Below are 24,887 nucleotides of genomic sequence, written 5' to 3' on the forward strand. Positions count from 1 at the left end.
GATGGATGTACCCGACAAAACGACGACTAGACCGCCGACACCCAAGGCGGTCGCGTACATCTCCTGGGTGGCGCTGGCGCTGATGACCACCAGTTCGGTGGCGAGCCTTCGCCCGTCACCCACCATGGCGGTCTACGGGCTGGCCAGCATCTTCCTCTATGTCATACCGGCTCTGGTGTTCCTGCTGCCGACCGCGCTCGTCTCGGCGGAGCTGGCCTCCGGCTGGCAGGGCGGCGTCTACAACTGGGTGAGTCAGGGGCTGTCCAAGCCGCTGGGCTTCCTCGCCGTCTGGTGCCAGTTCGCCATGACGATCTTCTACTACCCGAGCCTGCTCGGCTTCGTGGCGAGCACGCTGGCGTACGTCATCAACCCGGACCTCGCCTCGAGCGGTGTCTGGACTGCCATCGTGATCATGGTCTGTTACTGGGCCGGCGTCTGGGTCTCGTCCCGGGGCACCAGCGGTGTCGCCGGGCTGGCCAGCGGTGGCCTGATCATCGGCACGCTGATTCCCGGCGCCCTGCTGGTCATCCTCGGCGTCGCCTTCCTCGGCCAGGGCAACGAGTCGGCCGCCCCGATGACCGCGGACAACCTGCTACCCGTCTGGGCCGGTCTCTCCAGCCTCGTGCTCATCGTCAACAACTTCCTGTCGTACTCCGGCATGGAGATGAACGCGGTGCACGTCGGCTCGCTGAAGAACCCGGGCCGTGAGTTCCCGCGGGCGATGTTCATGTCGATGGGCCTCGTCCTGCTGATCTTCATCCTGCCCGCGCTGGCGATCAGCTGGATCGTTCCCGCCGAGCAGCTCTCCCTGACCGCCGGCGTCATGCAGGCGTTCGACGCGGTGTTCGCGACGTTCAACTCGCAGTGGCTCACCCCGATCATCGGCGTCATGCTGGTCGCGGCGTCCCTCGGTGGCATGCTGACCTGGCTGGCCGGCCCGTCCAAGGGCCTGCTGATGATCTCCCGCCAGGAGGGCTACCTGCCGCCGTTCCTGCAGCGGCTCAACAAGCACGGTGTGCAGCAGAACATCCTGGTCACCCAGGGTCTGGTCACGACCGTGATCGCGCTGGCGTACGCGTTCATCCCGGACGTCTCCAGCGCCTACTGGATCTTCTCGGTGATCACCACGCAGGTCTACCTGATCATGTACCTGCTGATGTTCGTCGCCGCCGTACGCCTGCGGCGCCTCCAGCCCGACCACCCGCGCGGCTACCGCGCCCCGATGCTGACCGGGCTCTGCGGCATCGGCTTCGCGGCGTCGCTGTCCGCCCTGCTCATCGGCTTCATCCCGCCGTCACAGTTCGGCTCCGGCAACGTCGGCGTCTACCTGGCGGTCGTCGCCGGCGGCGCGCTCGGGCTCGGCCTGCTCGTCCCGTACCTCTTCTACCGGCTGCGCAAGCCGTCCTGGAAGACCGAGCCGCAGGAGGCTCAGGCATGATGAACCACCGGATTCTCTACGTGACCTCCATCGTCGTGCTGGTCGTGCTCGCCGGCATCGCGCTGTTCTCCTTCGCCGGTAACCAGCAGGACGCCCGGGCCGACGAGAAGGCTCAGCAGCTCATCACCGAGCTCAACGCCGCCGGGCTGCGCGCACCGCAGCCCGAACAGATCGCCCGGGTACTCGGCGACGACGGCGGCGCCGTCTGCGACGAACCCGACGACTCGCTGCGCCGCGGCATCCTCTACGGCCAGCTCACCAACGGTGCGGGCGGCCCCGGGCTGCGGCCGGTCATCGCTGACAACAACGTCGTACAGGGTCAGCTTTTGATCATCAAGGTCTACTGCCCGCAGTACCTGGACGCGTTCCAGCGGGTCGTCGACGACCTCAAGCTCGAGGAAGTGGCCTGATGACCCTCGCCGACCGGATCGACGGCCTGATGGGCCGGGCCCACGACGACCTCGCCGAGCTGGTTGCCATCCCGTCGGTCGCCGACCCCCGGCAATATCCGGCGTCGGAGTGCCTGCGGGCGGCGAACTGGGTGGTCGATCACTTCGCCGATGTCGGCTTCACCGGGCTCAGCCTGCGGGAAACGAGCGACGGCAGCCACGCCGTCCACGGGAAACGCCTGGCAGCCGGGCCGGACGCGCCGACGGTCCTGCTCTACGCGCACTACGACGTACAGCCCCCGCTCGACGAGAACGCCTGGCGCACCCCGCCGTTCCAGCTCACCGAATCGGGTGGCCGCTGGTACGGGCGGGGAGCGGCCGACTGCAAGGGCAACATCGTCATGCACCTCACGGCGCTGCGGGCCCTGGGCGGCGACGTGCCGGTCAACCTGAAGCTCATCGTGGAAGGCTCCGAGGAGCAGGGCACTGGTGGGCTGGAGAACCTGGTCGAGAGCGAACCCGATCTGCTGCGGGCCGACGCCATCCTGGTGTGCGACACGGGGAACGCGGCGGTGGGCGTACCGGCTGCCACGGTCACCCTCCGGGGCATGGTGAACCTGGTGGTCACGGTGGAGGCCCTGGCCGGCGAGCTGCACTCCGGGATGTTCGGCGGTGCGGCGCCGGACGCTCTCGCGGCGCTGATCCAGATGCTGGCGTCGCTGCGGGACCGGGCGGGGAACACCACGATCGCCGGGCTCGACAGCAGCCAGACGTGGAGCGGTCATCCCTATCCCCCCTCCCAGTTCCGCTCCGACGCCGGACTCGTCGACGGGGCGGGGCTCTTGGGGGACGGATCGGTATCGGACATGATCTGGGCTCGTCCGGCTGTCACGGTGCTCGGGATCGACTGTCCGGCGGTGATCGGCTCGGCGGCGGCTATTCAGCCGCACGCGCGGGCGCGGATCAACCTGCGGGTGCCGCCCGGGACGGATGCGGTGAAAGCTCAGGATGCGCTGATCGCGCATTTGCACGCGGCGGCGCCGTGGGGGGTGCGGGTGCTGGTGGAGAAGGAGGCGCTGGGGCAGCCGTTCGAGGCGCGTACTGGTGGGCCGGCCTATCGGGCGTTGGAAGCGGCTATGCGGGAGGCGTACGGGCGGGAGATGACGAGCCTGGGGCAGGGTGGGTCTATTCCGTTGTGCAATGTGTTCGCTGAGGTCTATCCGGAGGCGGAGATCATTTTGATGGGGGTGGAGGAGCCGTTGGCTTTGATCCACGCTCCTAATGAGAGTGTTGACCCGGGGGAGATCGCGCGGTTGGCGCATGCTGAGGCGCTGTTCCTTCGGGGTTATAGCGGGTGAGATCGGCGATCCGAGCCCGGCGCGTGATCCCACGTGCCGGGCCCGGATCGCGTTCCGGGGGCGGCACGCTTTCCGGGGGCGGCACGCTTTCCGGGGGCGGCACGAGATCCGCGGGCGGCACGCGCTCCGCGGGTGGGCGTGTTCCGCGGGTGGGCGTGTTCCGCGGGTGGGCGTGTTCCGCGGGTGGGCGTGTTCCGCGGGCTTCGCGCGCGGCACGCCCTCACCGGCCTTCACCAAGCTTCACCGGCCTTCGCGACCCATGCGCCGGCCCCGGATCGGTTGCCAGCGTTAGTAGAAGCGCACATTGGGGTTGCGTGTGCGGTGACACCGCCTATGGCGTGGGTAAAAGCGCACGGACCGCTAACGTGTGCGGCTATCTGCACACGTTAGCCAGGCCGTGTGCAGCTGCACTGCCCCGGCACCCATCAGCCGTAACGCGTGCACTTAATCGCGCACGTTAGCCGTAACGCGTGCACTTAATCGCGCACGTTAGCCGTAACGCGTGCAGCTGCTCGCGCACGTTAGCCAGCAAAGGCGCGCACGCGGAGATCAGCGTGCGCGCCCCGCGGCTGGGGTGCTAGGCGGTCGGTGAGGGGGCCGTGAGGTCGGCTGCCTCGTGGTGTGCCGGGCTTTCGGTGGAGTGGGAGCGGAGGCCCGCGACCGCCACGAAGATCAGGCAGAGGCCGAGCAGGCAGAGTGTGGTCGCGCCGAAGAAGACGAAGGCTGCCAGGCCGATGTTGGGCCATACCAGCAGGGCGATGGCGGCCAGGACTGCGACGAGGCCGAAGCCGATGCGCCAGCCGTTGCCGGAGCCGCCGGAGCCGAAGCTCATGAAGATTTCGGCGAGGCCGTCGAGGAGCCAGCCGATGGCGACGATTACGAGTAGAAGCTTCAGGGAGCCGGCGATGTTGCGCAGGCAGAGGATGCCGATGACGGCGACCAGGACGCTGAAGATGATGCCCAGGACGCGGTTGAACATCGGGTAACCGGAGGAGAAGAACAGCAGGGCCGTTCTCGACAGGCCGCCGATCAGGAGGTTGAGGCCGAAGAGGAAGCCGACGACGTGGAGTGTTGCCTCGGGCCAGGCGAAGGCGATGATGCCGAGGACCAGGGTGAAGATGCCGGCCAGTAGCTGTGCCCATTTCCAGGTTCGATTCATGACGGGAGACTCCTTCTAGGTCTCGCGCCGGCGGGCCGGCGCCTAGGTCTCGCGCCGGCGGGCCGGCGCCTTGGGCAGATCACTCAGGGCCGCGGCCAGGAACGGGCCGACGAGTTCGAGGCGCTCCGACGCGGAGGTGGTGACCTCGATGACCGAGCCGTCGTGCAGCTGGAGCCGTACGGCGATCGGGTCGCGGCCGCAGCGGCGGGCGTCGCGGGCCGGGACGGTGTGTACGCCGACCGGGGAGACCCGGGCGGCCAGCCAGACGGTGCGATCGAAGATCAGACCGCGGCGTACGACGAGCACGTCACCGCACCAGCGCGCCCACATCCGCCGTGACCACCCGCGGCGCAACAGCTTCCAGTTTCCCGGCGCGCCGCCGGCCCGGAACCCGGTCCTGAGGGGGAAACGCCGTGAGACGAAATGGATGGCTCGGACACGGCACCAGAAGGCGGATCCCTCGTCGACGAAGGCTTTGCGTCTTCGCCGCTCGCGGGCGACGGCGACCAGCAGCACGAGGAAAGCCAGGAACAGCAGCGGCGTCATGAGCGGTCCTCCGTCGTCGCCTGCCAGTTGCGTGGACGCCAGTTCTCGACCACCTTCGCGACCGCCGTGACCAGGAACAGCTGGCCGATCAGGGCTTCGAGGACGGCGATGGTCCGCGCCGGGTTGGCGGCGGGTACGAGGTCGCCGTACCCGGTGGTGGTCATGGTGACGAAGCTGAAGAAGAGCGTGTCGGAGAGCCCCGGGTCCCCGTTCTCGCCGAACAGCGGGCCGGGTTGCAGGGCGGCGACACACTCGTACGCGAATCCGAACGCCATCCCGATCAGCAGATACGCGGCGAGCGCGCCGAGCAGGGTCTGCTGGTCGACTGTCCGGCGGCCGCCGAGATCCCGCACGATCGAGAACGGTGCCAGGAGATAGAGCGCGCTGGCGGCCGAGAAGGTCCAGCCGATCAGCGGGGACCGGTTGGCGAAGACGTTCACGATCGCGGCGACCAGGGCCAGCGCGAACACCAGGGCGGCCGCGATCCGCATTCCGGGCCGGGCCTGGGAGACGCGCAGCGCCTGCCACACCGTCAGGGTCTGCACGAACAGCAGCACGGCGATCATCCACCGCTGCTCGGCGAGCAGCGCCAGCACGTAGGTGACCACGATCATCAGGAGCACCACGCCGTAGCCGCCACGTGCCGGCCGGGTTTTCAACGGGACTCCCCCGGCCCTTCTTCCGCGGGCAGGCGGCGCACCTCGATGAGCCGCAGCCCGAGACCGTGGATCCGGGCGATGAGGCCGACCACCGCCGACTGGTCGGGCATCGACCCGTGCAGCACCGTCTCCGGCGGCTCGACGGTGACCGTCAGGTCCTGTAATTCCGCCAGCACCTCGTCGGGAATCACCCCGGAAACTCTGACCTGGTACGACGCTTCGGGCACGATCATGACCTCCTCACCCGGTGAATTTGCCGCTCCGTGCCCGCTCGGCCTCCATCGCGGCGATCTCCTCGACGCCGGCAACCACGATCTGCGGGTCCGGGGCGAAGTCCAGGCCGGGAGCGCGTCCCTTGTAGTCGACCGCGTTGAGGATGACCCTCATGGTGTTCAGCCGGGCGCTCTGCTTGTCGTTGGAGCGGACGATCAGCCACGGGGCTGCCCGGGTGCCGGTGCGTTTGAGCATCTCGTACTTGCGATCGGTGAAGTCGTCCCAGCGGTCCTGCGCCTGCAGGTCGATCTCGCTGAGCTTCCACTGCCGCAGCGGGTCGGTGCGGCGGCGCTCGAACCGTCGCGCCTGCACCTCGCGGGTCACGCTGAAGTACAGCTTCACCAGGACGGTGCCCTGGCGGACCAGGTCCTTCTCGAAGCCGGTCACGCCGCGCAGGAAGTCGCGGTACTCCTTCGGGCTGCAGAAGCCGAAGACCCGCTCGACCATCGCGCGGTTGTACCAGCTCCGGTCGAACAGGACCATCTCGCCGCCGGCCGGGAACTGGGCGACGTAGCGCTGGAAGTACCACTGCGAACGCTGTTCCTCGGTGGGGCGGCCGAGCGCGACGACCCGGTAGTGCTTCTCGTTCATGAACCGGGTGACACGGCGGATCGCCCCGCCCTTGCCTGCCGCGTCACGGCCCTCGAAGAGCACGATCATGCGGAGCTTCTCCAGTTCGAGGTGCCGCTGCAGCTTCAGCAACTCGACCTGCCAGGGACGCAGCGCCCGCTCGGCACTGAACTTGCGGGTAAGGGAGCGTTCCATGGCTTCAGCCTTTCCGCCGGTGGCCCGATCGACGTCATCCCACGCGGATGAGCAGGTCAGACCGGGCTTTCCGTGCGGGCCCGAGACTGCAGCAGACCCAGGCGGAACAGTCGCTCCAGGCGCCGTACGGTGAACGGGTGCGACTGCGGCAACTGGGCCAGCTCGACCCAGAAACCGCGCAGCGCCTGGCCCTGCCGGACCAGTTCCTCCACGTCGGTGGTGTGCTCGGTGTGCCGCCCGGAGGCCAGCAGCACCAGGCCGGTCGCGCCGGACGGGCAGAGGTATGCGCCGTGCCTGTCGCAGGAGAACTCCCGCAGCCGGGACAGGGTCGGCCCGAGGATCGGGATCCGCTCGGAGTACGCGACGGACAGCTGGTACCAGAGCCCGACGTGGTGCAGTTTGATGTGCCCCAGCTCGTGGCCGAGGATGAACCGCAGCCCGTCCCGGTTGTTCTCGTACAGGTTCACGAACAGCTCGTTGGCAAGGACCACGTAGTCGTGGCCGGTGGCCTGCGCGGCGAACGCGTTCAGGGTGCCGTTGCCGTTCGCCAGGTAGAAGTTGGGCCGGCGGCGCAGGCCGAGCTTGTGGGAGAACTCGTCGGCCACCTCGTAGAGCTCGCCGTACTGCCGCGGTGAGAGCTGGACAGCGGTTCCGCGGATCGAGGCGCGCTGTGTCTCCCGGATGATGATCAGGACCGGGATCAGCAGGAGCAGTCCGATGAACGCGGAGCGGATCGTGGTTCCCCACGCCGAGTCCCGCACCCGGTCCGGTACGAACGGCAGCGTGATCGCGGCCTGGACGATCAGCCAGATGATGATGAGGTTCAGGATCACCATGAACACGTAGAAGGGCTTTTCGGCGGGGTGGCGCAGCCGGGCTTTCGCCATGACGGTCCTCCGTTCCGGGATTCGCCGACGACCATCCACCCCGGACAACGGGTCACACATCATCCCGCAGGCATGAGGACCGGTCACGGTGCCGGCGCGACGCTGGCGGGATGAATGCACGCTGGCTCGCTCGTCTGTCGTTCGCCACCGCCGCGGTGGCCGCTCTGCTCGTCCTCGCGGCCGCCGGCCTGGCCGGGAGCCTCGGGCTGCTGATCGTCGGCGCCGTCGGCGGGGCCGCCGGCCTCGCCGCCGCCTGGTGGTTCCTCACCCATCGCGGGGTGCTGCGGTGGCTCGCGGGTGTGGTGGTGGTTCTCGCCCCGCTGGTGGTGATGGTGCTCTACGCACGGGCGAACCTGATCTGGGTGGTCGTCCTGTTCGGACTGTTGTGGTCGGCCGCCGTGACCGCCGGTCGGCGTGCGCTGGCGCCGGCCCGGGAGCAGGGCACCGCGGAATACGAGACACGGGCACCGGTCCGCCCGTACCTGATCATGAATCCGCGCTCGGGTGGCGGCAAGGTGGAGCGGTTCCGCCTGGCTGAGCGTGCCCGTGCCCTGGGCGCGGAGGTGTTCGTCCTGGACGGCCCGGCGGTGGACGTCGCGGCGCTCGCCCGGCAGGCCGTCAGCGACGGCGCCGACATGCTCGGTGTGGCGGGCGGTGACGGCACCCAGGCTCTGGTGGCCGGGATAGCCGCCGAGCACGGGTTGCCGTTCCTGGTCATCTCGGCCGGCACCCGCAATCACTTCGCGCTGGATCTGGGCCTGGACCGGGAGGACCCGTCGACCTGCCTGGACGCGCTCACCGACGGGGTGGAGATCGAGGTGGACCTGGGCCTGATCGGCGACCGGACGTTCGTCAACAACGCCTCGTTCGGCGCGTACGCCGCGATCGTGCAGAGTCCCGCCTACCGCGACGACAAGGTCGGCACCACGCTCGACCTGCTGCCCGCCGTGCTCTCCGGCCAGCAGGGGCCGCATCTGCGGCTGGACGTGGACGGTGTCACGGTGACCGGCCCGCAGGCCGTGCTGATCAGCAACAACCCGTACACGGCGGGTGATGTGGCGGGCCTCGGCGAGCGGCCGCGGCTCGACGGCGGGGTGCTCGGCGTGCTGGCGGTGACCGTCCGCGGTGCGGCCGACGCCGCCGGGCTGATCAGCGGGCGCGGGCGGGCGAAGTCGCTGACCGTACGGTCCGCGGCCGAGGCCGTCGTCGACGCCGACGCGCCGGATGTGCCGGTGGGCATCGACGGCGAGGCGGTGAGCATGCCCACGCCGGTGCGGTGCGTGATCCGGCCCGCGGCGCTGCGGGTACGGGTGCCCCGGAACCGCCCCGGGATCCGCCCGGCGCGTCCCGAGATGGACTGGACCCGGCTGCGTCACCTGGCGCTGCACACCGGCGAAAAACACCCCGGGGGAATGACGCCGGCCGAACCGCGGGGCGGGATCCTCACCTCATGAGACTTCTGCCAGTGTTGACGGCCCTGGGCGTTCTGGCCGCCGGTGGTTGCGCCGGCCAGGACCAGCCGGAGGTTGCCGCGGTGTGCGACAGCTACGCCGCCGTTCAGAACACCGTGAACCACATTCGTCAGGTGAACGTGTCGGAGAACGGCATCGTCGCGATCCGCCCGTACGTGAGCCAGTTGCTCAACGAGCTCAACCAGCTCGTGCTCGACGCGAAGGCCCAGTTCGGCGCGCAGGCGGACGGGTTGCGGACCACTGTGGACGCGCTGCAGACGACCGTCGGCACCGCCCGTGAGGATCCGAACGTCACCAACCTGGCGGCGGTGCGCGCCTCCGTCGCGTCGGTACGGGCCAGCGCGCAGACACTGCGCGACGCGATCGCCGGGACCTGCTGATGCGTGTCGAGCAGAGCCGTGCGACCGGCTGGACCGCCTGGGTCCTCTTCGGCGGTCTCCTGCTGGTTCTGCTCGGCACCGTGCACCTCTGCATCGGCCTGCTCGCTCTGGCGCGCCCCGAGGCCCTGGCCGGCAGCCGGTCCGATGCGCTGCTGCCGGTGTCGATGACAGCCCTCGCCTGGCTGCACCTGATCCTCGGGGTGACGGCCGTGGTCACCGGCGTCGGCCTGGTTCGCGGCCTGGTGTGGGCCCGGGTGATCGCCGCCGTGCTGGCGGTCCTGGCCGCCCTGGTGAACTTCGTCTTCGCCGCGGCACACCCGGTCTGGTCGATCATCGCCGTCCCGCTGGCCGGCATCATCCTGTTCGCGGTCACCGCACACGGAGCGGAGATAGCCGACGCCTACGGCACGGAGGCAGCCGAGGTACCCGGCACGTACCGGCCGTGATCCTCCGCCGCCTGGACGACCTGCAACGGCGGCACCCCGTGCTGGGCTTCAGCTACGCGGTGGTCCGCAAATATCTGGACGACGGCGGGATCCGCGAGGCCGCGCTGATCACCTACTACGGCTTCCTCAGCCTCTTCCCGACCCTGCTGCTCGGCGTCGTGATCGTCTCCGAGGTGCTGGCCCGCCGGCCCGACTTGAGCGCCGAGGTGGTGGCCGCCATCGTGCCCCCGGTGCTGCAGGACGGTGTGGAGAGCGCACTGGCGAGCCTCTCGGCGTCGTCCGCCGCGCTCGTCGCGGGCGTGATCGGGCTGGTGTTCTCCGGAATCGGGGTGGTCGTTTCCGCGTACGAGACCCTCAATCACCTCGCGGCCGTGCCCTTCCGGCGGCGAGCCGGTGTGGCCGGGCGCTATCTGCGCGTGGTGGCCGCCCTGGCGGTCATCCTCGCCGGCACCGTCACCGTCGGCGGGCTCACCGTCGCGTCCACCGCACTGACCGCGCTGCCGGCACTGTCCAGAGTGGCCGCACTGATCGGATCGTTCGCGGTGGCGTTCGCCGTCCTCGTGGTCGTCACGAAGACGCTGCTGACCCGGAGGGCGCCGTTCGCATCGCTCTGGCCCGGTGCGGTGACCGGCGCGGTGGCGGTGACGCTGGTGCTGAATCTGGGCGCCTCGGTGCTGCCGGAGCTGGTGCGGCGGGCCGGCCGGGTCTACGGCGGCTTCGCCACGGTGGCCGGGGTGTTCACGCTGCTCTACGTGATGAGCAACCTGCTGGTGCTGGCGGCGGAGGTCGCGGCGGTGCGGCACGGGCGTTTGTGGCCGCGCGCGTTGCAGGAGAGCCGCCCGTCCGAGGCCGATGCCCGGGCCATGTCGCTGCTGGCCCGGGAACAGGAGCGGATACCGGCGGCCGGCATCGACTACGTGCTGCGCGATCCGCCGTCCTGAGCGAGGATCTGGCCGGTGGGCAGGAACCAGGCGGCGACCAGGCCGATCACACCGGCGCCGGCCACGGCGACCATGGCCAGGACGTACGCACGACCAGGCGCCGCCCCGTTCACGCCGGCCACCAGGATCGTCCCGGTCAGCGCGGCGCCGAGCGACGACCCGAGGTTGGAGACGCTGCGCGACAGACCGGAGATCTCCCCCTGCAGGTGCTCGGGGAAGCTCGACTGCACCACGTTCACCGACGGTGTCAGCATCCCGCCCAGGCCCAGGCCGATCACGAAGAGGCCGGGCAACATCGCCCAGATCCGCTCCGACGTGCCGCCGAGCAGGAGCAGCAGCGCGATGCCGGCGATGGTGACCAGGAACCCGGCGAGGATCAGGGTGCGCTGCGGCCGCCGTTTCGCCATCCGCTCGGCGAACAACGACGAGATCAGCACACCGACCGTGGTGGCGGTGAACACCCCGCCCGTCTCGATCGCGTTGTAGCCGCGCACCACCTGCAGATACGTCGACACCACGAACGAGCTGCCCATCACCATCAGCCACTGCGTGTTCTGGGTGACCAGGCCGAGGTTGGAGGCCCGGTTGCGGAACAGCGAGGTGGAGAGCAGCGGCTCACGGCCGGACCGCTCCTTAGCGCGCACGGTCACGAAGAACAGGGCCAGGACGACGGCACCGGCGACGACCAGGCCCAGCGTCGCGAGCGCGTTGTCGTCGGCGAGAAGGATACCGATCACGATCAGCATCAGGCCGGCGGCGGAGAGCACCGCACCGAGGACGTCGAACGGCACCGACCGGTCCGGCGGCAGCGGGTCCCGGACCGCGCGGCGGCTCAGCAGCACGATCGCCAGGACTATCAGGGCCTGCAGGACGAAGGCCGCCCGCCAGCTGATCGCGTACGCGATGAACCCACCGATGAGCGGGCCCGCCACCGCGCCGATGCCACCCATCGCGCTGATCGCGCCGAAGGCGCGGGCCCGGGAGCCGACGTCCCGAAACAGCAGCGTGGTGAGGATGTAGACGGGCGGGATGAGCAGTGCTGTGCCGACGCCCTCGAGGACCGAGTAGCCGATGATCAGGACACCGAGGCCCGGCGCGAAGGAGCTCAGCAGCGCACCGGAGCCGAACAGCAGCAGGCCGAGGATGAGGCACCACTTGCGGCCGTACCTGTCGGTCAGCTTGCCTCCGGGGATCATCAGGGCCGCCATCACCAGCAGGAACAGGGTGATCGCCAGCTGCACGCCCTGGACCGTGGTGTTCAGGTCCTTGCTGATGTCGGTGATCATCACGTTCATGTTGGAGCCGGCGAAGCTGCAGATGAACTGGGCCAGTGCGAAGGCGATCAGCGCCTGCCGCAGGGTGGTGGGAAAACGGCCGGTGCTGGTTCGTTCGGTCATCTCCGGTCACGGCTCCATTCCGGTCCCACTTGTTGCCATTCGTGTTGCCAGGCGAGATCCCGGCGCCGATCGAGCAGGGTGCGGCCGATCGCGCGTATCCCGGTGAGGGCCGCGGCCAGGCAGAGCAGGACGGCGGCGGCGACGAGCACGGCCTGCGGCACCGGGTCGCGCACCTGCGGCGCACCGCGCAGGACGCCGCGGTCGTCGACCCAGATGACGATCCGGTCGCCTGACTTCGCGGTCGTGGTGACCTGCACGATGCCGGTGCGCGGCGTGCCGTCGGGCGCCTGCCAGGTGGCACGGGCGGCGCGCGGCGCGACCGTCCGCGACTCACCCATGCCGAGGGTCTCCGGCTCACCGGTGAGCTGTGCCTCGGTGCGGTGCACGTGGATCCGCTCCCACTCCTGGGCCTGCCGGTCGGTGAGATAGCTCGATCGGGCCGCCCACCAGCCGAGCAGCGGCCCGGCCAGAAGGAAGAGCAGGAGCAGGGTCAGCATCATGGCGCTCTCGATGCGGTCCGACCGCCGGCGCAACGGGTTACCCATGCGCTCAGCTTCGGTGCGGGCACGGGCCGCCGGTTCATCCCGGCCGGATGATGAGTCCGTTCCCGGGCTCGGCGAGCCTGAGGGCCTGCCAGTTCTCTGGAGGACCGTATGCCCGGCACCGGCCCGATCCGCGTCCGCCTCACCCGGGAGACCGAGGAGGAGACCGCGGCAGCAATCTACGGACTCATCGTCGGCGCGGCGGTGGTGGTGGCCTCGCACGCGAAGACCGTGGCAGCGGTGATCGCCACGGTGCTGGTCACGCTCACCGTGTACTGGGCGGCGGAACGGTACGCCCGGATCGTCGCGGAGCGTGTCCATTCCGGGCGGCGGCCGGCGTGGCACACCGTACGGCACCATCTGACCAGCGGCTGGGAGCTCGTCACCGCGACGTTCCTGCCGTTGCTGGTCATGGTGGTGTTCCGGGTGACCGGCCTGGCGGTGCTCGGCGCCGAGATCGCGTCGCTGATCTGTACGACTCTGCTGCTCTGCGGGGCCGGCTGGCAGATGGGCTCGCGCGGGCGGCTCACCCGGACGGAGCGGCTGATCTCGACCCTGGTCGCGGGTGGATTCGGCGCGGCGCTCGTCGTCCTCAAAACCCTGCTGCACTGAACGTAACTATTCGGGCGGTGTGCCACCCGCCGCTGCCGAGCTGCCGCTCCCGCACCACGACACCACCGCTCCGCTCCACGGTGATCAGGCTCCACGAGCGCGGCGTCCCGCGCACCCGCCGGCTGGTGGCCGTTCCCGCGACGACGAAGACCGGCCGGGACCGCACGCCGGTCCGCACGTCCGGGACGTGGGTGTGCCCCGCGAGCACCAGGTCGACCCGGGCGGCACGGACCGCGCCGAGCAGCCGACGCCGGCCCAGCAGCGGCGACGCGAGCGGCGGATGGTGCAGCGCCAGCAGCCGGACGTCGTCCGGCGGCGCCTCGCCGAGCACCCGGACGACCATGGCCGCCTGCCGCGGCGTGACCCGGCCGTCCTTCCAGCGCCACCGGGGCATCGACTGCAGGCCCAGGGCGGTCAGACCGGGGATCCGGCGGACCGGGTCCAGGTCGGCGTCGATCCATCTTTGATGGCGACCGTACGGGTCGAACAGGCGCCGCGCGCTCAACAGCGGCACGTCGTGGTTGCCGGTGACCGCGAGCAGTGGATCCGGCAGCCGGTCGAGCAGCTCCCGTACCTGCCGGAACTCACGGGTCCGGGCCCGCATCGTGTGGTCGCCGGTGACGACGGTCAGCACCGGCCTCGCCGCTGTCACGTCCGCGGCGAGGCTGTCCACGGCCTCCGGTGAGTGCGCACCGAGATGCAGGTCCGAAACGTGCGCGATGATCACCGCGGTGGGTACGACATGGTCGGGCTCCCCGTGGATCAGACGGCGTCGCGCTCGATGGGACAGGTCATGCAGCGGGGACCGCCACGGCCCCGGCCCAGCTCGCCACCGGCGATGGTGATCACCTCGATGCCCTGCCGGCGCAGGAACGTGTTGGTGGTGACGTTGCGCTCGTAGCCGACGATCACGCCCGGCTCGACCGCGAGGAAGTTGTTCCCGTCGTCCCACTGCTCGCGCTGGGCGGCCCGGACGTCCTCGTTGGTCTCCAGCAGCTGAATCTTCTCGACCCCGATGGTCTCGGCGATCGTCGCGAACAGGTCCTCGTTGCGGATCACGCGCAGACCGTCCGGGTCGTCCTCGGGCAGTACGGTCCACGACCGCAGCGACTCCTGAAGGTACGGGTACAGCACGAAGGTGTCCCGATCGATCATCGTCATCACGGTGTCGAGGTGCATCATGGCGCGCGAGTGCGGCAGCTCGATCGCGATCACCTTGGTCGCGGCGCCCGCCCCGAACAGGGCGCGTGCCAGGTTCTCCACGCCCATCGCGGTGGACCGCTCGCCCAGCCCGATCATCACCGCGCCGCCGCCGAGCACGTGGATGTCCCCGCCCTCCAGGGTCGCCGGCTGGTGCGGCAGATCGTCACCGCCGTACCAGACGGTGAAGTCGGCGAGGGTGAACATCGGGTGGAACCGGTAGATCGCCGCGCTGTGCACCGACTCCCGGAGCCGCGCCGCCATCGCCATCGGGTTGATGCTGACCCCGCCGTAGATCCACGCCGAGTTGTCCCGCTGGAACAGGTGGTTGGGCAGCGGGGCGAGCACGAAATCGTCGGCGTTCAGCAGTTCCCAGCGCAGGCTGTTGACGGTGAAGCCGGCGAGCTCGTTCTTGAGCACGCCGCCGATCAGGTAGTCGGCGAGCTTCTCGCTCTCGGCCTGCTCGGCGAGCCGGCGCAGCGGGCCGACGAGGGTGGGCCCGACGGTGTCGTCGGTGACGATGCGGTCCAGGATCCACGACCGGGCGTGGGGGATGTCCAGCACGTCGGAGAGCAGCCGGGCGAAGTAGTGCACCCTGATCCCCCGCTCGCGCAGGACCTCGGCGAACGCGTCGTGCTCCTCGCGGGCCCGGCGTGCCCAGAGGATCTCGTCGAAGAGCAGGGCCTTGACGTTGTCCGGGGTGAGGCGGCTCAATTCGATGCCCGGCCGGTGCAGGATGACCTGGCGGAGCCGGCCGGTCTCGGAATCGACGTGAAAACCCATCACGGCACCGCGGGCTCGAAGTGGCCGAGCTCGTCATCGCCCTTCTGTATGACCCCGTAACTGGACTCCGGTACCGGCTGCCAGGCGCCCTCCAGCTCGCCGAGGGGCTCGGAGACGATCAGCCGAGTCTCGTCGGAGAGCCTGAGCAGGGACTTGTTCTCCGGGTACAGCTTGTGCAGCGCGGATATCTCGGTGCTGTAGTAGAGCGAACGGCTGTGCCCCTCGCTGGAGTAGCGGACGCACCAGGTCCGGTCGCCGTCGGTGGTGGCGATGGTCATCTGCAGCGGATTCGGCACGCCGTAGGCACGGCCGACGGACTCGACGAGCCCGGCCATCCGCTCGATCGCGGCCACCGGCCGGTCCCGCAGCCCGAAGGTCAGTGCCAGGTAGAACATCACCTCGGAGTCGGTGGAGCCGTTCAGGTACGGGTACAGCTCCGGGTCGACGGCGAGGATCAGGTCCCGCTTGAGGCGCGCGAAGTCGCGGATCGAGCCGTTGTGCAGCCAGAGCCAGTTCTGATAGCGGAACGGGTGACAGTTGGACTGCTGCACCGGTGTGCCGGTGCTGGCCCGGATGTGTGCCAGGAACAGCGGCGACAGCGTGCAGCGGGCCAGTTCCCGCAGGTTGCCGTCGCTCCAGGCGGGTCCGACGCCGCGGAACAGCGCGGGCTCGCCGGGTCCTTCGACGGGATACCAGCCGACACCGAACCCGTCGCCGTTGGTCGTCTCCACGCCGAGACGGGAGTGCAGGCTCTGGTCGATCAGCGAGTAACGGGGCTTGTAGAGCAGCTCTTCGAGCCGGATGGGCGTACCCGAATAGGCCAGCCAGCGGCACATGGCGGATCCCTTCCCAGGACTGACGATGGACGCCATCGTGTCCCGCCAGGCTTGCGACCTGGCTCACCCCGGAAGGATGAGGTCTCGCCGCACCGACCGGCACCCGGCCTGCTCCAGCCAGCCGCAGAGGACGTGGTGCACCGCGTCGGCGCCGACCAGCACCTCCGGGGCCGGCCATTCGCGCGGATGGATCAGCACCGGCCGGTTCTGCCAGCCGCCCATGCCGCCGTGGCCGCCGATCAGGTCCTCGAACGCCGCGATCTCCTGCGCCACCGGATCCCAGAGGCTGTTCACCACCAGATCGCCGGTGTTCGCCAGAAGGTCGTGCCGGCGCAGGTCCTCGGCCGCCCGCGGACCGAAACCGATCAGCGGGTCGAGGCCCTCCACGTGGTCGTCGTCGAGCCGCCGGCGTCCGGCACGGCCCAGCACCACCGGGCCCTGCGTGCGCGACCGGACCATCACCCAGCCGATACCCGGATGGCTGCTCAGGCCGGTGAGCAGTGCCGGGTGCCGCTCCTCGAGCTCTTCGAGGGTCACCCGGCCGGGCACGCGGGCCAGGTAGATCAGCGCGAGGTTGCCGGAGGCCGCGATCACGATCTCCGGCCGGTCCGGTGCGGCGGGTTCCGCTTCCGCCGGGTCCTTCTTTCCTTCTTTGGTACGGGTGAGCCCCGCTTTCAGCACGCCGGCCCGCCCGGCCTGCTCGTTCTCCCGGGTGGCGACCACACCGCCGGCCGCGGTGAGCCGTCCCACCAGGTCCTCCAGGCGCAACCCGTAGCGCTGCTCGAACGTGTCGCCCTGGCTCTGGCCGTGGTCGGAGAGCACCACGAACCGGTACGGCCGGGGCGCTGCCGCGGCCACCTCCTCCAGGGTGGCCAGCACCGCATCGATCCCCTCCAGCGCGGCGAGCGACTCCGGCCGGGCCGGGCCGGCGTGGTGGGCGATCTCGTCGTAGTCCACGAAGTCGCAGAAGACCGAGGGCGCGCCGCGCATCATCTGCTCGGCGATCACGGCCAGGTTCAGATGCCGGAGCAGCACGTTGGTGATCGCGCGCAGCAGCACGTAGGCCCAGTTCCGGTGCATCCTCGGCCGGACCCGGCGGATCCGCTGGCGGCGGGCCTGGTGCAACTCCTTGAAGATCTCCCCGGTGGTCAGCACCAGCGAGCGGGTGAGGCCGAACGGGTCCAGCAGGTAGGCGCTCAGGTACCGGGCCGGGCCGTTGCGCCGTACCGGGATCGTGCTCATGGTCAGCAGGGAGGTCGCGGCGTCGCCGGAGAAGACGTTGCTGACGCTCACCCCGCCGTCGGCGAGCAGCCCGTGCCCGTCCGAGCAGCGGGACTCGACCAGGGCGCTGTCCTGCGGGTGGTTGGTGACGACGAGGCGGCCGGCCGTCTTCTCGTACCAGCGGAAGGCCGGAACCTGCTCGCTCGCGCCGTGCAGCAGCCCCGCCTGGCTGGCCGGCGTCGTCGCCGGCAGCTGCGCGTGCCACTCGGTGAGCGTGTGGCTGCCGTCGCGCAGCCAGCGGCCCAGGGTGGGCAGGTTGCCGGCCTCGATCGCCCAGCGCGCCAGCGGCGCCGACAGCCCGTCGATCTGGATCATGATGACACCGGGCACGTCACTCGGCGGAACGCTGCGCCGGAAGTGCCGGTTGACCCTCAACAGGTGGTGGGTGACCGCGCCGGGCTGCCCGGCGGTGACCAGCCAGAGCCCCGCGCTGATCAGGATGGCGCCCAGCCAGGACGCCACGAACGCGGCCCGGAACCCGTCCACGTGGATGCCCGGGGTGAGCCGCAGCGCGGCGTAGACGAGCAGGGACTGTACGACCAGCCACCCGAGCACCACACCCGGCCAGCCGATCGCCGACAGGACGATGACCAGCAGCGGCCGCAGGATCGCGCCGAGCACGCCGATCACGACGGCGGCGGCCAGGACCGCCCACCAGTCGTCCGCGGTGATGCCGGGGACCAGCCAGACGGTGAGGTACACCGCGGCGCTGCCGAGCACCACCGTGATCAGGGTGGACAGCACCGGCCGTGGGCGCGGATCGGAGTTCGGCATTCCGTCAGTGTCGGCACGGGCGGGCTCGCGTACGCCATCCGCGCCGGATGATGCTCGCCCGGCACCCGGCCACCGACCATGGCGGGGTGACCGAGCCGGACCGGACCTTCAGCCCCGGCAGCATCCTGGCCGCCGTGCCACGGCGGCTGCGCCCGCGTGCCGCGCTGATCCTCGGTAACCGTGCCGGGAAGACACTGCTGAAGGCGGCGAGCGAGCTGGTCCGGGTGCAGGTCTTCGACCGCTCGATGACGCTCGCGGCACAGGCCTTCACCTCGATCTTCCCCCTGCTGATCATGTTCGGGGCGTTGCTCGGCAGCCGGGCACGCGATCGGCTGGACGAGCTGGTCCGGCTGCCGGACAGCAGCGCCCGGCTGCTCGACGAGGCGCTGGGCGGCAGCCGCAACGGAGCGTTCGGCCTGGTCGGCGGCCTGATCGTGGTGGTCTCCGCGACCGGGCTGGCCCGGGCCCTGAACCGCTCCTACCGGGCGATCTGGTTGGAGCGGGGACGGCGGCCCGGCCCGGCCGCGACCGCGTGGCAGGTCGGTACCGTCCTGATGCTCGTGCTGTTCCTGGTCTCCGCGCGGATCCTGGGCTGGCTGACCGGCATGCTACCGGCGCCCCGGGTCGCCGGTGTGGCGCTGGCCCTGGTGGCCGACTTCGCGCTCGCCTTCCTGCTGCCCCGGATCCTGCTCGGTCCCGGCCTGCCCCGGCGCCGGCTGCTGTTCGCCGGCGCCCTCTTCGGGCTGGCCATGGTCGGTGTCCGGGCCGCCGCGAGCGTCTACCTGCCGATCGCCCTGCAGTCCAGCGCCGAGCGGTACGGGACGATCGGGCTGGCGTTCACGTTCATCAGCTGGCTGTACGTGCTCTCGTTCTGCCTGCTGATCACCGCGGTGGCCGCCGGGCTGGCCTCCGATCTGTGGCCTGGCCGAAGGGCTTCCGACGATCAGAGCAGCCCCAGCTGACGTGCCATCACCACCGCTTCGCGCCGCCGCCCGGCACCCAGCTTCCGGTAGATCGACCGCATGTGCGCCTTGACCGTGTTCACCGAGATGCCGAGGTTCTGCGCGATCTCCGCCGCGGTGAGGACCGACGGCAGGTACTGCAGGACCTCGAGTTCCCGGTCGCTGAGCGGCCCCGCCGTGTGCGCCGCACCGATCACCGGCAGCTCACCGGTGATCTCGGCCAGCACACGGTCGCTGATCGGCCCGCCGCGCACCTCGGTCAGCCACTGGCGCCGCTCAGCCAGGGCCAGGACCCGCTTGGCGTCGAAGATCCGGAACGGGCGGCGGATCAGGTCGGACTCCGCGTCGGCGAGGGCCCGGGTCAGCGCCTCGCCGGCCCGGGCGCCCCGGCCCTGCGCGTCGGCGGCGAGCGCGGTCAGGATCCAGCCGGAGACCGCGGCGATCCGGTCCGGGCTCTCCCGCACCCGGGCCAGGAGACGTTCGGCCGCCGGTTCGTGCCCGGTGGCCAGATAGGCGCGGGCCAGGCACACCTGCTCGACGGGTAGCAGTGCGGGAACGGGCGGGCGCCGGGCGTACCGGGCCACGACGGCGGCCGGCTGGCCGAGGGCCAGGTCCGCCTCGGCCTCGGTGAGCCCGAGCAGCCGGTCCAGCATCGGTGCCCGGAGCTGCGGACCGGCCTCCTCGCGGCCGCGTTGCAGTGCGGCGCGGGCGGCGAGCGGCTCACCGCGGTCCAGCAGCAGGCGTGCCCGGACCAGCAGGGCCACCCCGGCGAGGGCCGCCTCCGGGTTCGCCCCGAGGGCGTGCAGCCCTCGCCGCAGCGCGTCCTCGGCCTCCGCGTCCCGGGCACGCTCGGTTTCGAGCAGCGCCTCGGTCAGATACGCCGCCGCGGCCGCCGGCCGGTCGCGGGCGTCGATCCGGCGGGCCACGTCCACGGCGGCGGTCACGTGCTCCTGCGCCCCGTTCGGCGAGCCCTGCAGGAGGATGAGCAGGGCGAGGTGGGCCAGCGCACTGGTCTCGACCAGCGGCGCCCCGGCGGCACGGGCGCCGGACGAGGCCGCCCAGAGATAGCGTTCCGCGTGGTCCAGCCGGCCGGTCCAGAGCAGCGCGGCGCCCCGGTTGTTGAGCGTCATCGCCCGATAGGGCAACCGGGCCGGCACCTGGTCCCAGCGCAGCGCGGCGAGCTGTTCCAGCACGTCGGCGCCGAGCGCGTCGAGCCGCGGCATGTCGCCGAGCCGGCGGACGACGGCGCTGTTCTCCAGCACTGCCAGGGCCAGATCGATGACCGCCCGGTAGCCGGTACCGCGGCCGGCGAGCAGCGCCCTGGCCCGGGCGAGCCGCTGCGGCAGGACAGCGAGATCGCCCTGGGCATAGGCCATCAGCGCGGCGCAGAACGCGAGCTCGGCGGTCTCGGCAAGCCGCTCGATCGGGATCCGCCGCAGCACCTCGATCACTTCCTCACGGTCCGCCGAAGCGAACAGCTGGAGTCCGCGGTCGACGACCAGCCGGGACACGAAGTCCCAGTCGCCGGCGGCCGCGGCGTGGGTCAGGGCGGTCAGGCCGTTGCCCTTGCCCGCGAACCACTGCGCGGCGAGCAGGTGCAGCTGCGGCGCCGACTCCGGGTCGGTCAGCAGGAGCTGGTGGCGCAGCGTGGCCCGGAACATCTGGCGGTAACGGAACCAGCGGCCCTGACCGATCCGTTCCACGAACACGTTCGCCCGTTCCAGCTCCTCCAGGGTCCGGTGGCCGTACTTCTGCCCGGTGAGCGCGTCGGCCAGCTCACCGCAGATCCGGTCCGGCAGGCTGGTCCGCAGCAGGAAGTCCCGCAGGTGTGGCGGCTGCCCGGCGATGACCTCTCGCTCCAGGTAGTCCTCGACCGCGTCGGTGGCGGCCAGGCGCAATCCGGCGCCCCAGCCCTCGGCGCGCCGTACCAGCGTCGCGAGTTCCCCGGCCGGTGGACGGCGCCCCTGCAGCGCCAGGAGCTTGCCGGCCTCCTCGACGCCGAACGCCAGGTCCCGCGAGCGGATCTCGGTCAGGTGACCCGCCGCCCGGAGGCGGTGCAGCGGAAGCGCCGGCTCGGTACGCGAGACCAGCACGAACCGCAGCCGCTCGGGCAGGACGTGGAGCAGTCCGGCGAGCGCGCCCAGCACCCGGTGATCGGTCACCCGGTCCAGGTCGTCGAGAACGACCACGGTCACCGCGGGCAGCTCGGCGAGGGCGGCGGCGAAACGGCGCCGGACCTGGATCTCGTCCGCCAGCGACGACCGGCCCGGTTCGGGCAGGGAGTCGTCGAGCGGCGCGGCTCCGGCCGTCCGCAGCGCCAGGATCATGTCCGACCAGAACACCAGCGGGTCGTCGTGCTGTGCGGTCAGGTTCAGCCAGGCGATCGGGCCGGAGTGCGACCGGGCGCCCGCCCAGGAGGAGACCAGGGCGGTCTTGCCCCAGCCCGGGCCGGCGCAGAGCACCGTCACCGCCCGGCGGACCCCGGCGTCGAGCTTCTCGGCGAGGCCCGGCCGCCAGAGCACCCCATCGGGTACGAGCGGCCGGGTCACCCGGACGGCTTGTGCTATCGGCACGGACGGTCGGTCGGTCTTCACTTCCCGCATGCGGCATTACCCCCCACGGCGCCATGCGGCGATCCTGCCCGGTCGCGAAACGGGGAGAATCCGTCGTGGCACCCTTCTGTGAAGCCGTCCGGCCCGCGCTCCCGCGGTCAGGTGCACTACAACACGAAGCGTTACCACCGAGAGTTTCTGTTCCGTGCGGAAACTATCGACGGACGCTGGATGATTACCGAGAGTGCATCATCGGTCGATGCTTTCACCGCCACCGAAGCACAGTCGGTAGGCGGGCGGCAACCCCGCGTATTGGCGGGAAGCCAAGAAGTGATGGTCAACCTGCAACTTGCACGATGGGGCTTTGCGCCCGATTCAAAGACTGATGCGAGACAGGTCAAGTCGCCGTGCCCGGCTGCTTCATCCGGCTCGAACGAGGCGCATCGCCCCTACCCAGAGTCTTCTGAACGCAGTGACGAGACGGCCGGGACGCCCGGTCCCGGCCGTAGCGCCGGCCTCAGATCAGGTCGAGCGATCGCGCCCGGCGTACCGCCTCGTTGCGCCGGGACGCGGAGAGCTTGCGCAGGATGCTTCGCACGTGGGTCTTCACGGTGTTGACCGAGACGTAGAGCGTGGCGGCGATCTCCTCGGTCGGCTGCATCGCCGCCATTCCTTTGAGGACGTCGAGTTCCCGCTTGCTGAGAGACTCGACCACCACCGGCTCGCCCACCACCGGCACACCGGGGGCGGCCGGCTCACCGGGCCCCGCACCGAGGGATCCGTACTGCAGGGCCAGCCGGTCGTCGTCACGCAGCAGGCGCCGCAGTTGACCCCAGACCTGGTGAACCGGCCGCTTGTACCCCTCCACAGCGGCCACCCGCAACGCCCGGCGCAGCGCCTCGCGGGCTCCCGTCGTGTCACCGGCGGTCGCCGCCAGCATCGCCAGCAGCAGCCACGCGTCCAGAGCGACCGGCACCGGCGCCCCCGCCGCGTCCGCCACGGTACGGGCCACCTCGTGTGCCTTCGCCGCGTCACCACGGGCCAGCGACAGCGCGGCTCGCACCACCGCGGCGTCCGGCGGGCACGGTTCCGGGTAGCCGTCCAGCAGCTCCGCGGCATCATCCAGGCGCCCGGCCGCGATCAGCATCCGCGCCCGGCCGAGAGTCGCCTCACGGGCCAGCCACATCGGCGCGGCCGGCCACACGGCGGACTCGCCCGCCGACCGCAGGACGTTCATGGCGCCCCGCAACTCGCCGCGGGTTTGCAACCGCCGCGAGCGCACCACGGCGTAGGCCACGGCCGAGAGTCCGTCGGCGCCCTCCCCGCAGAGTGGTTGTGCCGCACGCAGGTGCCGGTCCGCCGCCTCGATGTCGTACCGCTCCAGGGCCACCCAGGCGAGCACCACCTCCGCGGCGCCCGGCTTGGCGTCCCGGCCGAACCCGTACTCGGCGGCCAGCTCGAGCGCCTGCCGCGCGGCCGTCTCCGCCCGACCCAGCCGCCCCCGGTACGCCTCCACCAGCGCCAGCCGGCGCAGGCAGTCGATGCGCAGCACCTCGCACCCCGGCAGCACATCGGCGGCGGCGTCGGCGAGCACGTCAGCTGCCGCGTCCACCGCGCCGGAGTTGCTGAGCGCCATACCCTCCGCGGCACGCAGGAGCGCCCTCAGCTCGGGGTGGCGGGCCAGCTTGTCGCTCGGCGCGATGGACAGGAACGCGTCGGCCACCGCCACCAGCTCGCTCACCCGCTCGGGTTCCGGGCCGTCGGCGAGAAGCAGGACCTGGACCAGGAAACCGGCCAGAGTCAAGCCGTCGCCGCAGGTACTGCCGCGGACGCTGAGCAGCTTTCCGGCGTGCGCGAGACGTTCTCCGGCCTGTTCCCGCCGCCCGTCGCCGTACGCCAGAGCCGCCTGGATCATGACCGCCTCCGGCAGTTCCAGATGCTCCGGCATCCGGGTGAAGAGCGCACCGAGCCGTCCGGCGCTGCCCTCGACGATCAGCCGGCCGACCGCGTAGTCCTCGACCACCATTCCCGCGGCGGCACTCCAGTCGCCGGCCTGGACCGCGTGCCCCACCGCCTCCAGCAGCCGGCCGTGCTCGGCGAGCCAGGTGGCCGCGCGGCCGTGCAGCGCCGCCATCTCCTCCGGCTCCGCCCAGGCCAGCTGCGCCCGGAGCAGCTCCGCGAAGAGCCGGTGGTACCGGTACAGATTCTCGCCGAGCGGCTGGATGAAAGCGTTCTCCCGGGTCAGCGTCGTCAGCAGCCGGTACGCGTCCGGCCGCGCCGTGACCACCGCTGCCAGCTCCGGGCTGAACGTGTCCAGCACGCTCGTCTCGAGCAGGAAGCGCCGCACCTCGGGCGGTTGCAGCCGCAGCACCTCACCGATGAAGTACTCGGCGATCGTCGACTCGTCACCGGAGATCGTGCCGACCAGCCGCTTGGCGTCCGTACTCCCCTGCAGTGCGCAGGCGCAGAGCCGGATCCCGGCCGCCCAGCCCTCGGTGTGCTCCAGCAGCGTCGCCAGTTCCGCCTCGCCGAGCCGGACCCCGTGCAGCTCCATCAGCAGGGTCGCCTCCGCGGGCGTGAACGCCAGGTCGGCGGTGCGCAGCTCGCGGAACTCGCCGGCCAGCCGGTAACGGTAGAGCGGGAGCGGTGGGTCCCAGCGCCCGGTGAGTACCAGCCGCAGGCGGCTCACGTGGCTCAGCAGGAACTCCAGTCCGTTCGCCCACTCCCGCCCGGGAAGCTGGGAAGCGCCGTCCAGCACCAGGACGACCGGGCGGGATTGCTCCTCGATGGCCGCCGCGAGGCGGCCGAGAATGGCACGGGTCACCGTGCCGCCGAGCACTGGAGGGACAGCTACGCCGGCCCGGCGCAGCCCCTCCATGACATAGGTCCAGAACGTCGTCGGCTGTTCGTCACCATGCTCCAGCGTGATCCAGGCGACCGGCCAGTCCACCGCGCCGCTGTTCACCCAGGAGGCCAGCAGCTGCGTCTTGCCGCTGCCGGCCAGCCCGGTGACCACGGTGACCGGGCCCTGTACGGCCTCGGTCACCCGGTCCATCAGCGCGGGGCGGGCCACCATGAACGGCGGTGCCGCCGGAACCGCGAACTTGGAGTTGAGCAACGAACTGTCCGGGTCGTAGCCGGATTCCCCAGGCGATTCCGTGATCAGTTCGATTGACACGTTTGTCTACCTCCGAGAGCCCCGACCCCGTGTGATCTCTCGTTCAGACTCGTCTCG

At 70.8% G+C, this 24,887-nt stretch carries 23 protein-coding genes; 9 read left to right on the forward strand and 14 right to left on the reverse strand.

The features are described 5' to 3' along the window. Nucleotide 1 precedes the first annotated feature (1 nt). The 3 genes from ACFQV6_RS08225 to ACFQV6_RS08235 are packed head-to-tail and all read left to right on the forward strand — an operon-like array spanning nucleotide 2 to nucleotide 3,185. Nucleotides 2-1,438: an APC family permease gene (locus tag ACFQV6_RS08225; protein WP_378026967.1), complete on the forward strand. Its 1,437-nt coding sequence runs from the start codon at nucleotides 2-4 to the stop codon at nucleotides 1,436-1,438. Then, complete coding sequence (locus ACFQV6_RS08230; RefSeq protein WP_378026749.1) at nucleotides 1,438-1,848, forward strand: hypothetical protein; 411 nt, start codon at nucleotides 1,438-1,440, stop codon at nucleotides 1,846-1,848. The genes ACFQV6_RS08225 and ACFQV6_RS08230 overlap by 1 nt, the downstream gene beginning before the upstream one ends. Continuing rightward, complete coding sequence (locus tag ACFQV6_RS08235; protein WP_378026750.1) at nucleotides 1,848-3,185, forward strand: dipeptidase; 1,338 nt, start codon at nucleotides 1,848-1,850, stop codon at nucleotides 3,183-3,185. Before ACFQV6_RS08230 ends, ACFQV6_RS08235 begins: the two co-directional genes overlap by 1 nt. A 577-nt stretch (nucleotides 3,186-3,762) precedes the next feature. Here the strand turns inward: ACFQV6_RS08235 and ACFQV6_RS08240 are convergent. The 6 genes from ACFQV6_RS08240 to ACFQV6_RS08265 are packed head-to-tail and all read right to left on the reverse strand — an operon-like array spanning nucleotide 3,763 to nucleotide 7,474. After that, a complete protein-coding gene (locus ACFQV6_RS08240) occupies nucleotides 3,763-4,344 on the reverse strand; it encodes an HdeD family acid-resistance protein (RefSeq protein ID WP_378026751.1) in 582 nt (193 codons plus the stop codon). 42 nt (nucleotides 4,345-4,386) lie between these two features. Beyond that, complete coding sequence (locus ACFQV6_RS08245) at nucleotides 4,387-4,890, reverse strand: hypothetical protein (RefSeq protein ID WP_378026752.1); 504 nt, start codon at nucleotides 4,888-4,890, stop codon at nucleotides 4,387-4,389. Next, entirely contained in the window at nucleotides 4,887-5,549 is a 663-nt protein-coding gene (locus ACFQV6_RS08250) for a potassium channel family protein (RefSeq protein WP_378026753.1), read from the reverse strand. The genes ACFQV6_RS08245 and ACFQV6_RS08250 overlap by 4 nt, the downstream gene beginning before the upstream one ends. Beyond that, complete coding sequence (locus ACFQV6_RS08255) at nucleotides 5,546-5,782, reverse strand: hypothetical protein (RefSeq protein ID WP_378026754.1); 237 nt, start codon at nucleotides 5,780-5,782, stop codon at nucleotides 5,546-5,548. The genes ACFQV6_RS08250 and ACFQV6_RS08255 overlap by 4 nt, the downstream gene beginning before the upstream one ends. 7 nt (nucleotides 5,783-5,789) lie before the next feature. Then, nucleotides 5,790-6,587 carry a polyphosphate kinase 2 gene (gene ppk2 / locus ACFQV6_RS08260; protein ID WP_378026755.1) on the reverse strand — a complete coding sequence of 266 codons (798 nt, stop codon included), beginning with the start codon at nucleotides 6,585-6,587 and terminating at the stop codon, nucleotides 5,790-5,792. Nucleotides 6,588-6,643: 56 nt separating this feature from the next. Continuing rightward, the gene (locus ACFQV6_RS08265; RefSeq protein ID WP_378026756.1) at nucleotides 6,644-7,474 is read right to left on the reverse strand and encodes a M48 family metallopeptidase; all 831 of its coding nucleotides are present in this window, start codon (nucleotides 7,472-7,474) and stop codon (nucleotides 6,644-6,646) included. 110 nt (nucleotides 7,475-7,584) lie between these two features. Here ACFQV6_RS08265 and ACFQV6_RS08270 point away from each other — a divergent pair, with 110 nt between their 5' ends. Genes ACFQV6_RS08270 through ACFQV6_RS08285 form a run of 4 tightly spaced genes read left to right on the forward strand, consistent with a single transcriptional unit; the run spans nucleotide 7,585 to nucleotide 10,713 of the window. Next, entirely contained in the window at nucleotides 7,585-8,928 is a 1,344-nt protein-coding gene (locus ACFQV6_RS08270; RefSeq protein WP_378026757.1) for a diacylglycerol/lipid kinase family protein, read from the forward strand. Next, nucleotides 8,925-9,326, forward strand: coding sequence for a hypothetical protein (locus ACFQV6_RS08275; protein ID WP_378026758.1), 402 nt, complete (start codon nucleotides 8,925-8,927; stop codon nucleotides 9,324-9,326). The genes ACFQV6_RS08270 and ACFQV6_RS08275 overlap by 4 nt, the downstream gene beginning before the upstream one ends. Further along, a complete protein-coding gene (locus ACFQV6_RS08280; RefSeq protein ID WP_378026759.1) occupies nucleotides 9,326-9,772 on the forward strand; it encodes a hypothetical protein in 447 nt (148 codons plus the stop codon). Before ACFQV6_RS08275 ends, ACFQV6_RS08280 begins: the two co-directional genes overlap by 1 nt. Continuing rightward, on the forward strand, nucleotides 9,769-10,713 hold the full coding sequence (locus ACFQV6_RS08285) for a YihY/virulence factor BrkB family protein (RefSeq protein ID WP_378026760.1): 945 nt from the start codon (nucleotides 9,769-9,771) through the stop codon (nucleotides 10,711-10,713). Before ACFQV6_RS08280 ends, ACFQV6_RS08285 begins: the two co-directional genes overlap by 4 nt. Here the strand turns inward: ACFQV6_RS08285 and ACFQV6_RS08290 are convergent. Both ACFQV6_RS08290 and ACFQV6_RS08295 read right to left on the reverse strand, forming a co-directional pair. Continuing rightward, on the reverse strand, nucleotides 10,686-12,110 hold the full coding sequence (locus ACFQV6_RS08290; protein ID WP_378026761.1) for an MFS transporter: 1,425 nt from the start codon (nucleotides 12,108-12,110) through the stop codon (nucleotides 10,686-10,688). The two genes, ACFQV6_RS08285 and ACFQV6_RS08290, sit on opposite strands and share 28 nt — an antisense overlap. Beyond that, nucleotides 12,107-12,655: a hypothetical protein gene (locus tag ACFQV6_RS08295; protein WP_378026762.1), complete on the reverse strand. Its 549-nt coding sequence runs from the start codon at nucleotides 12,653-12,655 to the stop codon at nucleotides 12,107-12,109. Before ACFQV6_RS08295 ends, ACFQV6_RS08290 begins: the two co-directional genes overlap by 4 nt. Before the next feature lie 108 nt (nucleotides 12,656-12,763). On the opposite strand from ACFQV6_RS08295, the gene ACFQV6_RS08300 reads away from it, so the two are divergent. Then, a complete protein-coding gene (locus tag ACFQV6_RS08300) occupies nucleotides 12,764-13,264 on the forward strand; it encodes a hypothetical protein (protein ID WP_378026763.1) in 501 nt (166 codons plus the stop codon). On the opposite strand, the gene ACFQV6_RS08305 is transcribed toward ACFQV6_RS08300, so the two are convergent. From ACFQV6_RS08305 to ACFQV6_RS08320, 4 genes are all read right to left on the reverse strand, one after another. Continuing rightward, entirely contained in the window at nucleotides 13,245-13,991 is a 747-nt protein-coding gene (locus tag ACFQV6_RS08305; RefSeq protein WP_378026764.1) for a metallophosphoesterase family protein, read from the reverse strand. The two genes, ACFQV6_RS08300 and ACFQV6_RS08305, sit on opposite strands and share 20 nt — an antisense overlap. A 35-nt stretch (nucleotides 13,992-14,026) precedes the next feature. Continuing rightward, a complete protein-coding gene (locus ACFQV6_RS08310; RefSeq protein WP_378026765.1) occupies nucleotides 14,027-15,247 on the reverse strand; it encodes an arginine deiminase in 1,221 nt (406 codons plus the stop codon). Beyond that, on the reverse strand, nucleotides 15,247-16,083 hold the full coding sequence (locus ACFQV6_RS08315) for a class II glutamine amidotransferase (protein ID WP_378026766.1): 837 nt from the start codon (nucleotides 16,081-16,083) through the stop codon (nucleotides 15,247-15,249). The genes ACFQV6_RS08310 and ACFQV6_RS08315 overlap by 1 nt, the downstream gene beginning before the upstream one ends. A 63-nt stretch (nucleotides 16,084-16,146) precedes the next feature. Next, nucleotides 16,147-18,138: a phage holin family protein gene (locus ACFQV6_RS08320; RefSeq protein ID WP_378026767.1), complete on the reverse strand. Its 1,992-nt coding sequence runs from the start codon at nucleotides 18,136-18,138 to the stop codon at nucleotides 16,147-16,149. A gap of 86 nt (nucleotides 18,139-18,224) precedes the next feature. Here ACFQV6_RS08320 and ACFQV6_RS08325 point away from each other — a divergent pair, with 86 nt between their 5' ends. Beyond that, a complete protein-coding gene (locus ACFQV6_RS08325; protein ID WP_378026768.1) occupies nucleotides 18,225-19,100 on the forward strand; it encodes a YihY/virulence factor BrkB family protein in 876 nt (291 codons plus the stop codon). On the opposite strand, the gene ACFQV6_RS08330 is transcribed toward ACFQV6_RS08325, so the two are convergent. After that, a complete protein-coding gene (locus ACFQV6_RS08330; protein ID WP_378026769.1) occupies nucleotides 19,082-21,673 on the reverse strand; it encodes a LuxR C-terminal-related transcriptional regulator in 2,592 nt (863 codons plus the stop codon). The two genes, ACFQV6_RS08325 and ACFQV6_RS08330, sit on opposite strands and share 19 nt — an antisense overlap. A 496-nt stretch (nucleotides 21,674-22,169) precedes the next feature. Then, nucleotides 22,170-24,830 (reverse strand): LuxR C-terminal-related transcriptional regulator, encoded by a 2,661-nt coding sequence (locus ACFQV6_RS08335; protein ID WP_378026770.1) that lies wholly within the window; start codon nucleotides 24,828-24,830, stop codon nucleotides 22,170-22,172. Between the last annotated feature and the right edge of the window lie 57 nt (nucleotides 24,831-24,887).

The organism is Actinoplanes sp. GCM10030250 (genome assembly GCF_042666575.1).
Lineage (GTDB): Bacteria > Actinomycetota > Actinomycetes > Mycobacteriales > Micromonosporaceae > Actinoplanes.